Raw genomic sequence first — 11,383 nt, forward strand, 5'->3', positions numbered from 1 at the left:
AGATGTGTATAAGAGACAGCGTACGGTCGCCCGCGCCACCGATGCCTCCCGGGCCGCCCGCACCGCCCGGCGACGCGGGGCGGGCCGGTCCCGCCGCTCCCGCGGAGCCACCGCCCGACCCGCAGGCCCGCCTCCCGTACGGGGACCCCGCCACCCCGCCGATGCCGCGGCACGCCCCGCCGGTGCCCGGTCATGCGCCGGCGGTCCCCGGCCCCGCGGCGGTGACCGACGCCCCGCCGCCGCCCGTCGACCCGCGGGTGGCGGGGTACGGAGCGGCGGCGGACGCGGAGCCCGGTGCGCCGGCTCCCGAGCCCGGCGCGCCCCCTGCACAGCCCGGTGCGACGGGGCCGACCGGTACCCCTGCCCACGGCACCCGGCTGTGCACCGCCTGCCGGTCCGGCGCCCCGGACGCCGACGGCTACTGCCTGCAGTGCGGCCAGGCCCAGCCCCCCGCCCGCGACCACATGGAGAGCGAGGTGGGCGGTGTCGCGGCGGTCAGCGACCGCGGCCACCGCCACCACCGCAACGAGGACTTCTTCGCCCTGCGGGCCGCCACGCTCCCGGACGGCAGCCCCGCCGTGGCCGCGGTGGTCTGCGACGGCGTCTCCTCGGCGACCCGTCCGGACGCGGCCTCCACCGCCGCGTCCGAGGCGGCCGGTGAGGCGCTGCGGGCCTCCCTGCCCCGCGGTACGCACCCCCAGCAGGCCATGCACGAGGCCATCATGGCGGCCTCCTCGGCGGTCGACGCGCTGGCCGACGACGACCCGCCCGCGCAGGACGAGCACCGTCAGCAGAACGCTCCGGCCTGCACCTTCGTCGGCGCGGTGGTCGGCGGCGGCCTGCTGACCATCGGCTGGGTCGGTGACAGCCGCGCCTACTGGATCCCCAACGACCGCACGGCGCCGCCCGCCCGGCTCACCGAGGACGACTCCTGGGCCGCCCAGATGGTCGCCAACAACCTGATGTCCGAGGCCGAGGCCAACGCCGACGAGCGGGCCCACGCCATCACGGGCTGGCTCGGCGCGGACGCCTACGAGGTCGAGCCGCACACCGCCACGTTCAAACCGGACGGTCCGGGCATCGTCGTGGTGTGCACCGACGGGCTGTGGAACTACGCCGAGACCGCGGAGCAGATGGCCGCGGCGCTGCCGTACGACGCCCCCAGCAGGCCGCTGGACGGTGCCCGGGCACTGGTCACCCACGCCCTCGACGGCGGCGGGCACGACAACGTAACAGTGGCGCTGGTGCCGTTCCCCGCACCGGCCGGGCGGGCAGGATCGGCCTGACCTGCTCACCACCGAATGAGCCGGACGCCGCTGGGCGGCGCGGCCCCCGTGCCCCGCACGACGCACCACGGTCCCGGCACCACGCACCACGGGCACCGGCCGGCCGGTCACGGCGTCTCAAGGAGCGCAACGGATGGCCCACTTCGCCAAGTCCCCTGTGCCGCGTTTCTCCGCCGAGGTCCACCAGAACCCCTACCTCCCCGAGGGCGGGCGTGAGGTGCACGCCGTCGTCACGGTCACCGCGACCGGGGGCGGGACGACCGGCGGCCGGCCGGTGCCCGCGGGCGGCGCCGGCCGGCCCGACGCCGGCGTGGTGATCATGGTGGACTGCTCCGGGTCGATGGCCCATCCGCCGGCGAAGCTGCGCGGCGCCCGCGAGGCGACGGCCGCCGCCCTCGACGCCGTGCGCGACGGGGTCGGCTTCGCGGTGGTGGCCGGTACCCACCGGGCCGTCGAGGTCTACCCCGGCGGCGGCCGGCTGGCCGTGGCCGGCGCACACACCCGCGCCCGGGCCGGGGAGGCGCTGCGCGCACTCGGCGCGGGCGGCGGTACGGCCATCGGGAGCTGGCTGCGGCTGACCCGACGGCTGCTGTCGTCCACCGGGGCCGGCATCCGGCACGCCATCCTGCTCACCGACGGCCGCAACGAGCACGAGTCGCCGCAGGAACTGCGCGCCGCCCTGGACGCCTGCCAGGGCTCCTTCACCTGTGACGCCCGCGGCGTGGGCACGGACTGGGAGGTCACGGAGGTCACCGGCATCGCCGCCGCGCTGCTGGGCACCGCCGACATCGTCGCCGATCCGGCCGGGCTGACCGCCGACTTCACACGGATGATGGAGACGGCGATGGGCAAAGAAGTCGCCGATGTCGGGCTGCGGCTGTGGACGCCGCTGGGCGCCGAGACCGTCTTCGTCAAGCAAGTGGCGCCCACGGTGGCGGACTTGACCGGCCGGCGCCGGGAGTCCGGGCCGCGATCGGGGGACTATCCGACCGGCTCCTGGGGCGACGAGTCCCGTGACTACCACCTCTGCGTCCGCGTTCCGGCGGCCGGCGTCGGCCAGGAAATGCTGGCCGCCCGTGTGTCATTGATCATTGCCGGGCCGGACGGCGACCCGGCCGGCCCGTCGCCGCGGCCGCTGTCGCAGGCGCTCGTGCGGGCGGTGTGGACGGATGACGCGGCCGCCTCCACCTCGATCAATCCGCAGGTGGCGCACTACACAGGACAAGCGGAACTGGCACAAGCGATCCAACAGGGGCTCGATGCCCGCAAGTCGGGCGATACCGGTATCGCCACGGCGAAGTTGGGCCGCGCGGTACAGCTGGCCGGAAGCTCGGGCAACGAGGAGACTGCGAAACTCCTTGCGAAGGTGGTGGACGTCGTCGATGCAGCGACCGGTACTGTGCGACTGAAGGCGACGGTCGCCGAGGCGGACGAGAAGACTCTCGAAACGCGCTCGACCAAGACCGTTCGCGTGAAGAAATAGCCACGATCAGTACCGAGCAGTACCACCGCGAGAAATCGGTACGGAGGGGGAAGAACCGACATGCCGACCTGCCCGAGCGGCCACCAGTCGGTGGCCGAAGACTGGTGCGAGGTGTGCGGCCAGCGGATGGCGGGCGCTGTCCCCCCGCCGCCCTCCCTGCCTGCGGGATTCCTGAACGCACCGCCCACCCCGCCGCCCGGCCCGCCTGCCCCGCCGCAGGGCCAGGCCGGCCCGCCGCCCGGTGGTCCCGGCCCCGGCTTCGGTGGCCCCGGCACCGGCGCGCCCGACAACCAGGGCGGCCAGGGCGGCTACGGCTTCCCGCCCCCCGCGCCCGGCCCCGACGGCTCCGGCTCCCAGGGCGGCCAGGGCGGTTACGGCTTCCCGCCGCCCGCACCCGCACCGGGCCCGGGCGGCCCCGGCACCCAGGGCGGCCAAGGCGGTTACGGCTTCCCGCCGCCCGCACCCGGCCCCGGCCCGGACCGCGCCGGGCAGCCCGAGACCTGCCCGCAGTGCGGTACGCCCCGCGAGGCGATGGCGCCGTTCTGTGAGGGGTGCCGCTACAACTTCCTCACCAACTCCCCGACGTCCTACGCGCCGCCGCCCGGACAGCAGCCGGGTCCGCCGCCGGGCGCACCCGGTCCCCAGGGCGGCCAGGGCGGCTACGGCTTCCCGCCGCCCGCACCGGGCCCCCAGGACGGCTACGGCTTCCCGCCGCCGCAGCACCAGCAGCCCCAGCCCCCGCAGCAGCAGGGCATGCCGCAGGGCGGCCCCGGTCAGCCCGGCCCCGGCGACTTCCCCGGCCAGCCCGGCCCCGGCCCCGGGGACTTCCCCGGTCAGCCCGCCCCTGGCGGCTTCCCTGACCAGCCCGGACTCGGCGGTTACCCCGGACAGCCCGGCCCGCCGCCCGGGATGCCCGGCCCCGGCCCGGCCGGTCAGCCCGGCCCCCCGCCGCAGCAGCAGGGCGGCGACGACTGGACGCTGAACCCGCCGAGCGCCCAGGCCGCGCCGCCGCCGATGGCGCCCGCACCGCCCGGTCCGGGCCCGCAGGCCCCGTTCGAGCAGCAGCCGCCGGCGCCGTTCCCGCCGCAGGAGCAGGGCCACTACGAGCAGCAGCAGATGCCGCCGCAGCAGCCCGGACCGGACCAGCAGTGGCAGGGCGGCCCCGGCACCGGCCAGGGTCCCGCGGCACCGCCGCAGGGTCCGCAGCCGGTCGTCGGCAACGGCTGGGTGGTGGCGATCGCGCCGGACCGCGAGTACTTCATGGCGATGATGGGCCGCAGCGGCCCGGAGGCGGCGGGGCTCAACCTGCCCGCGTACTCCCCCGAGCAGGTGCTGCCGCTCGCCAACGGCCAGATCGCGATCGGCCGCCGCCGGAACAGCACCGGCGAGGCCCCCGACATCGATCTGGGCAGCACTCCGGAGGACCCGGGCGTCTCGCACCAGCATGCGCTGCTGGTGCAGCAGCAGGACGGCAGCTGGGCGGTGGTGGACCAGAACTCCACCAACGGCACGACGATCAACCTCGCCGAGGACCCGATCCAGCCCTATGTCCCGGTGCCGCTCCATGAGGGCGACCGGGTGCATGTCGGCGCGTGGACGACGCTGACGGTCCGCCGCGGCTGAGCCGCCGCCGGCGGCCGGCGACCCCGGGGCGTGATCGATCGATCACGCCCCGGCGGCATGTGCGGCCCCGTGGCGCCCGCTGCGTCCTACGACTGGAGTCCTCGGTCGCGGTGTCTGCCACCATGGACGGGTGAACAAGATTCCACGCGGCACGCTTGAGGAGCAGACCTTCTACGAACAGGTCGGTGGCGAGGAGACCTTCCGGCGCCTGGTGCACCGCTTCTACCAGGGAGTCGCCGAGGACCCGCTGCTGCGGCCGATGTACCCGGAGGAGGACCTGGGCCCGGCCGAGGAGCGGCTCGCGCTGTTCCTCATGCAGTACTGGGGCGGCCCCCGTACGTACAGCGACGGCCGCGGGCACCCCCGGCTGCGGATGCGGCACGCCCCGTTCACCGTCGACCGGGCCGCCCACGACGCCTGGCTGCGGCACATGCGCGAGGCGGTGGACTCCCTCGGCCTGTCCGAGGCCCACGAGACGCAGCTGTGGAACTACCTCACGTACGCGGCCGCCACGATGATCAACTCCGCGGACTGAGAAGCACCTCACACCGGCCGGCGCCCGGCCACGGCCGTCATGATCCGGTCAAGACCGTCCACAGCCCACTCCGCCCACCCCCCTCGTCTGCCACCATTCGTTCATCTGTGTGGTGCTGAGCGCGGCAAGGGGGGTCCGTGTCCGGCTTTGTCTTCGTCCTTCTCCGGGTGCGGGCGCACCGTCTCCTGCTGACCGCCGCCCTGCTGTCGGTGCTGCTCACCACCGCGGTGCTCGCGACACTGACCGCCTTCACCGGCGCGATCGGGGACGCGGGGCTGCGGCAGGCGCTGCGGACCCGCGCCGCACCGGCCGCCGCGCTCCAGGTGAAGGCCCAACTTCCCGCCGCGCAAAGACAGTCGGCGGACCGGGCGGTCGCCCGGGGCGCCCGGCAGGCCTTCGACGGGCTGCCGTTCACGGTCCGTACGCTGGTCCGCTCCGGGCCGTACGCCCTGCCCCGTACGCTCCGGTCGCCCCCCGCGCCCGAGGACGAGCCCGATCTCACCCAGCTCGCCGCCCTGGACCGCTCCCGGCTCACCCTCACCGCCGGCCACTGGCCCACAGCGGTCCGGCGCGGGCCGCTGCCGGTCGCGATGCCGGCCGCCGCGGTCGCCCGGCTGGGGATCCGGCCCGGCCGGCGACTCACCCTCGACAACCGGCTGTCCGGCGCCGCCCCTGTGACGGTCGAGGTCACCGGCGTCTACCGGCCCACCGACCGCGCCGACCCGTACTGGAAGCTCGACGACCTCGGCGGGCGCGGGGTGCGCACCCTCGGATTCACCACCTACGGGCCGCTGTACACCGATCCGGCGGCGTTCCGCGACGGGGCGGCCCGGGGCGGCGGGGTCGCCCAGGACTCGGTGGGCTGGCTCGCCACCGCCGACTTCCGCCCGCTGACCGCGGACCGGCTGACCGCGCTGAGCGCCGCCGCAACTGCCGCACCCAAGGCGCTGATGGCCGATCCGGCGTTCGCGGGCCAGGCCACCGCCACCACCGGCCTTCCCGACGCGCTGGGGCAGTTGCAGCGGGCGCTGCTGGTCAACCGCTCGACGATCCTGATCGTCGCACTGCAGCTGATCCTGCTGGCCGGCTGTGCCCTGCTGCTGGTCGCCCGGATGCTGAGCACCGAACGGGCCGGCGAGACGGCGCTGTTGCGGGCCCGGGGCGGGTCCCGGCGGCGGATCGCGGGGCTGGCCCTGGCCGAGTCGCTGCTGCTGGCCGCGCCGGCCGCCCTCGGCGCGCCGCCGCTGACCGGCCCCCTGCTGCATCTGCTGGCCGGCCACGGCCCGTCGGCCCGCATCGGGCTGCCGCTGGACACCGGGCTCACCGGCGCCACCTGGCTGACCGGCGGCGCCGTGGCGCTGGGCTGCGCCCTCGCGGTCGCCGCACCGGCGCTGCTGCGCACCGGCCCGGCCGCTCCGCAGACCCGGCGGGCGCGGGCGCTGCCCGGTGCGACGGGGCCCGCCGCGGCGCGGACGGAGTGGAAAGCGTGGGGAAGGACGGGCGCGGACCTCGGGCTGCTGGTGATCGCCGGCGTCGCTTTCTGGCAGCTCCAGCGGCAGACGGCGGGTGACGGTGCGGGCAGCGGGGTGCTGACCGGGGACACCACCGGCCAACTCGGTATCGATCCGGTGCTGGTGGCCGCCCCGGCGCTGGCGCTGCTCGCCGGGACGGTGCTGACGTTGCGGCTGCTGCCGCTCGCCGCGCGGCTCGCCGAGCGGGGCGCGGCCCGTGGGCGGGGGCTCGCCGCGGCGCTGGCCGGCTGGCAGCTCAGCCGCCGCCCGCAGCGCGCCGCCGGCCCCGTCCTGCTGCTGGTGCTGGCCACCGCTCTGGGCATGCTGGCGATCGGCCAGGGCGCGTCCTGGGACCGTTCGCAGGACGACCAGGCCGACGTCCGCGCGGCCGTACCGGTGCGCGTCCTGGCGAGCCGGACCCCGCAGTGGGGCCAGGGCGGGGCGTACGCGGACGTGCCCGGGGTGGCCGCGGCGCTGCCCGCCGGGCTGACGGGGCTCGATCTGCCGGACGGCAAGAACTCCTCGCTGCTCGCCCTGGACACCCGGCACTCTGCGGGGGCGCTGCTGCTGCGCGGCGATCTGGTGGGCGGCGCCGCGGACGACCCGGCGGGCGCGGCGGCGGACCGGCTGCTGCGCGCGGTGGCACCGCACGCCGGGCCCCCGGCGGGCATGGAACTGCCCCCGCACACCGACCGGTTACGACTGACCGCGACCCTGCGCTCGCTGCGGACGCTGCCGCCCTCCCCGCGGCCGCCGATGCCCGACACGGACACGGAGCCGCAGGACACCGGCCCGGTGCCCGCGACCCTCTCCGCCCTCCTCACCGACGGCCACGGCGTCCCGTACGCCCTCCCGCTCGGCTCGCTCGCGGCCGACGGCCGGCCGCACCCCCTCACCGCGGACCTCGCCGCCGCGGCCGGTGCCCCGGCGGGCCGCCCGGCCGGTCCGCTGCGGCTGACCGGCCTGGTCGCCGGCCTGGACCAGCCGCCGGTCGCGCACCGGCAGCAGCTCACCGTCACCGCCGCCGAGACCACCGCCGGCGACGGCCCGCCCCGGCCCCTCGCCGCCCCCGCCGCGCTCCGCTGGCAGCCGAGGATCACCGATACCAGCACCTCCGTGGGCCAGGCATTCGGCCCCAAGGCGGGCCGGGCCGAGGTCCCGCGCGGCGGACTGCTGTCCCAGACCTACGACACCGGTGCCCGGCTCGACCCCTTCGGTGCGTCGATGACAACGGTGCGGATCACCGCCGCGCACGCCGCGCGGCCACCGCTCGCCGCCGTCGCCACCGGGGCATTTCTGCGTGCCAGCGGATCGACGGCCGGCTCGGTCGTCGAGATACCGGTCAACGGGCAGCCGCTGAAGGCCCGGATCGTCCGTGCGGTCCGCGCGCTGCCGGGACCGGCGGACGCACCGGCCACCGGCGGCCTGCTGGTCGACCTCGGTGCCGTCAACGAGGCGCTGTCCGACCGCGGCGCCCCGCCGCTGACCGCCGGCGAGTGGTGGCTGCGCCCCGCGCCGGGCGCGACGGGCCGGGTCGTCGAGGCGCTGCGGGCCCGCCCGGACACCGACCCGGACCAGGTCCTGGTCCGCGACGAGATCGCCGGGCAGCTGCACGACGATCCGCTGGGGCTCGGGCCGCAGACCGCCCTGGGAGCGGCCGCCGTGGCCGCCGTCGCGCTGGCGGCGGTCGGCTTCGGGGTCGGTGCCGCCGCCTCGGTCCGCGAACGGTCCAGCGAATTCGCGGTGTTGCGTGCCCTGGGGGCGCCGCGCGGGCAGCCGGCCCGGATGATCGCCGCCGAACAGGGCGTGCTGATCGCGCTGGCCCTGGGCGTCGGCGCGGCGCTCGGCACGGCGCTGACCCGGGCGGTCGTGCCGCTGGTCGTGCTCACCGAGCAGGCGGGCCGACCGCGGCCGCCGGTGCTGGTGGAGCTGCCGACCGGCCCGGTGGTGGCGCTGCTGGCGGCGGTCGCGGCGGTGCCGCTACTGGTCGTCGCGGCCCTCGGACTGCGCCCCGGCGACCCGGTGCGGGCCCTGCGCGGCCAAGGAGCACGGTGATGACCCGGCACGCCATGGACCCCGCCGGAGGAGGTGAGCGCCGGTGAACGCGCTGCCCCGGACGGACTGGCTGCGCGCCCGGCTGCGTGCCTCGCGCGCGGCGGCACTGGCGCTGGGCGCGCTCGTGCTGGTCACGGCCTTCCTGGCGGCGGCGTTCCCGCGCGGGGTGGAGGCGTACGAGACCCAGGGGGTGCGCCATGCGCTCGGCTCGGTACCGCCCGCCCAGCGGACGGTGGAGATCACCGTCTCGCGCGCGGACCTGACCGGCGGCGACCCCGCGGCCGCCTACGCCGGGCCGGAGCTCGCGCGCCAGGACCGGGCGATCCGGGGGCAGTTCGCCGCCCCGCTGCGGATCGCCGGGCGCGACGCCGTCCACGGCGTCCGCACCACCAAGGCCCCGGCCGCACGGGACTCCTGGCTGCCCCGGCCGGACGGTCCCGCCCCCCTCTTCTCCCTGTACGCGGCCTCCGGTCTGGAGGGGCACGCCACCGTCACCGAGGGCCGGCTGCCGCACGCCGCGCGGCCGGGGGCGCGCACCCTGGAGGCGGCGGTCACCGTCGCCACCGCCCGGACCCTCCGGCTGCGCCTCGGCAGCCGGCTCCATCTGGACGGCCTGACGGTACGGATCTGCGGGCTGCTCGCCCCGCGGGCCCAGCGGGGCCCGTACTGGGCGGTGGACCCGCTGATGGCCACCGCCCGCCAGGAGGTTTCCCCGGGCCCGCCGCCGCAGCGGTACTGGCGGGCCGGTCTGCTGCTGTCGCCGCAGGACGGACCGGCGCTGCCGGCCGCCGGCGAGCCGGAGAAGTTCTGGCGCTACCCCCTCGACCCCGGCGCGCTGACCGCCCGGGACGCCCCGCTGCTGCGGGAGAGGGTGATCTCCCTCGAACACGGCGCGGCCCTCGCCCGGTTGCGCACGGTCGCGGGCGCCGGCGCGCTGGCCGACAGCCCGGTGGACGGCCTGCTGGACTCCTTCGCACGGACCCGGGCGGCGATCGCGCCGGTCGTCGCGGTGGCCGCGTGCGGAATCGGCACCGTGGCCTCGGTGGTGCTGCTGATGACCGCCTCACTGGCTGCGGCCCGCCGGCACGCCGAACTGGCCCTGCTGCGGGCCCGCGGCGCCTCGCTTGCCGGGCTGACCGGGCACCTGGCGGCGGAGACCGCGGCGGTGGCGCTGCCCGCGGCCGCAGCCGGCGGCGGTCTGGCGCTGCTGGTGCCCGGCGAGCGGGTGCTGCCCTCGCTGCTGGCGGCGGCCGCGACCGGACTGCTGGGCACGCTCGCCCTGCCGCTGCGGGCCGGCGTCGCCCACCGCCGGCCCCGCCCCGCCGAGCGGACCGACCTGGTCCGGGCCCGCCCCTCCCGGCGCCGTACGGTCGCCGAACTGACCGTGCTGGTACTGGCGGTGGGCGCGGTGCTCGCCCTGCGCCGCCGGAGTACGGCGGCCGGCGGGGTGGACGCCCTGGTCAGCGCGGCCCCCGTACTGATCGCGGCCATCGCCGCCCTGCTCCTGATACGGCTCTGTCCCCTCCCGCTGCGGCTGGCCGCCCGCCCCGCCGCCCGGACCACCGGGCTGACCGGGTTCCTGGCACTGGCCCGCGCGGGGCGCGCCCCGGCCACCGCCGGACTGCCGCTGCTGGCCCTGGTGGTGGCGCTGATCACGGCCTCCTTCGGGGGCTCGGTGCTCGCCGGGGTCGCCACCGCACGCGATCACGCGGCGCTGACCGCGGTCGGCGCCGAGGCCCGGATCTCCGCCGGCCGTGCCCTCCCCGAGGCGCTGCGCCGCGCGGTCGGCAAGGTGCCGGGCGTCGCGGACGCCGTACCGGTACGGATCAGCATCCAGGCCGCCGACGACAGCGGTCCGCCGCTCTATCTGGTCATCGCCGACGCCGAGGCCTACGCCCGGCTCGCCCGCGCCACCGGCCTGGGCGCGTTCGACGCGCGGGAACTGGCCGACCCCGGCGGCGACCGGCCGCTGCCCGCGCTGGTCTCGCCCAGCTTCGTGACCCGTTTCGGGCGCGCACCGATGGCCCTGCAGCCGGAGTTCGGCCAGCTGGTGATCCGTCCACAGGTCGTCCGCAGCGACACTCCCGCGCAGCCCGGCGGCGACTTCGTCCTCCTCAACTCCCGGAGCGTGGCCCGGCTGCACCCGGACACCTACGCCGATCCCGCCAACGGCCCCTCCCTCCTGCTGCTGTCCGGCCACGCCCTCGACGCCACGGCACTGCGCACCGCCGTCCACACCCACACACCGCCCTCGCTGCCCACCCGGCTGACCCTGCGCTCCGCCGCACGCGCCGAGCTGGCCGACTCGCCCCTCCAGCAGGGCGCGGAGCGCCTCTACACCGCCGCCGTCGTGGCCGGTGCCGGCTTCGCCCTGCTCGCCCTGCTCCTGTCCCTGCTCCAGGCCGCCCCGCAGCGCACCCAACTCCTGGCCGGACTGCGCACGATGGGCCTGACACCGGCCCAGGGACGGTGTCTGCTGGTCCTGGAGGCGCTGCCGCAGGCGCTGCTCGCGGCCCTCGGGGGCGCGCTGGGCGGCGCCGCGGCGATCCGGCTGCTGGGCCCGGGGATGGACCTGACCCCCCTCGCCCTCCCCGGCGCCCCGGAAGGCGGCGCGCGGGGCACCGTACGCATACCGACCGACCCCGCGTCCCTGCTGCTGCCGTCGGCGGGCGTGCTCGCCCTGGCCCTTGTGGTGGTCCTGGCCCAGGCCTGGCTGAGCGGACGGCGCCGCGAGAGCACCGAGTTGAGAGCGGGAGACCCCCGATGACCACACGGCCCGATGACGCCACACCGCCCGAAGACACACCGCCGGCGGCCCCTGCCCCCGAGGGAGCACCGGCCGCCGGCGGTGTGTCTTCGGGCGGTGTGGCGTCATAGGGCCGTGTGGTCA

6 protein-coding genes are annotated in these 11,383 nt (G+C 77.3%); all 6 read left to right on the top strand.

Annotated elements, in window-relative coordinates; genetic code table 11:
* Positions 1-1,286, top strand: a 1,286-nt coding sequence (locus tag EST92_RS27890; protein ID WP_254069059.1) for a PP2C family serine/threonine-protein phosphatase, incomplete at its 5' end; no start/stop codon positions are given.
* A 133-nt stretch (positions 1,287-1,419) separates the two neighbouring features.
* Positions 1,420-2,769 (top strand): VWA domain-containing protein, encoded by a 1,350-nt coding sequence (locus EST92_RS27895; RefSeq protein WP_129283513.1) that lies wholly within the window; start codon positions 1,420-1,422, stop codon positions 2,767-2,769.
* 60 nt (positions 2,770-2,829) lie between these two features.
* Positions 2,830-4,392 (top strand): FHA domain-containing protein, encoded by a 1,563-nt coding sequence (locus EST92_RS27900; protein WP_129283514.1) that lies wholly within the window; start codon positions 2,830-2,832, stop codon positions 4,390-4,392.
* A gap of 130 nt (positions 4,393-4,522) precedes the next feature.
* A complete protein-coding gene (locus tag EST92_RS27905; protein ID WP_006605582.1) occupies positions 4,523-4,927 on the top strand; it encodes a globin in 405 nt (134 codons plus the stop codon).
* A 137-nt stretch (positions 4,928-5,064) separates the two neighbouring features.
* Positions 5,065-8,493, top strand: coding sequence for an FtsX-like permease family protein (locus EST92_RS27910; RefSeq protein WP_129283515.1), 3,429 nt, complete (start codon positions 5,065-5,067; stop codon positions 8,491-8,493).
* 43 nt (positions 8,494-8,536) lie between these two features.
* Positions 8,537-11,260: an FtsX-like permease family protein gene (locus tag EST92_RS27915; protein ID WP_129283516.1), complete on the top strand. Its 2,724-nt coding sequence runs from the start codon at positions 8,537-8,539 to the stop codon at positions 11,258-11,260.
* Positions 11,261-11,383: the final 123 nt, after the last annotated feature.

Origin of the sequence: Streptomyces sp. TM32 (assembly GCF_004122755.1) — a bacterium.
Classification (GTDB): Bacteria; Actinomycetota; Actinomycetes; order Streptomycetales; family Streptomycetaceae; genus Streptomyces; species Streptomyces sioyaensis.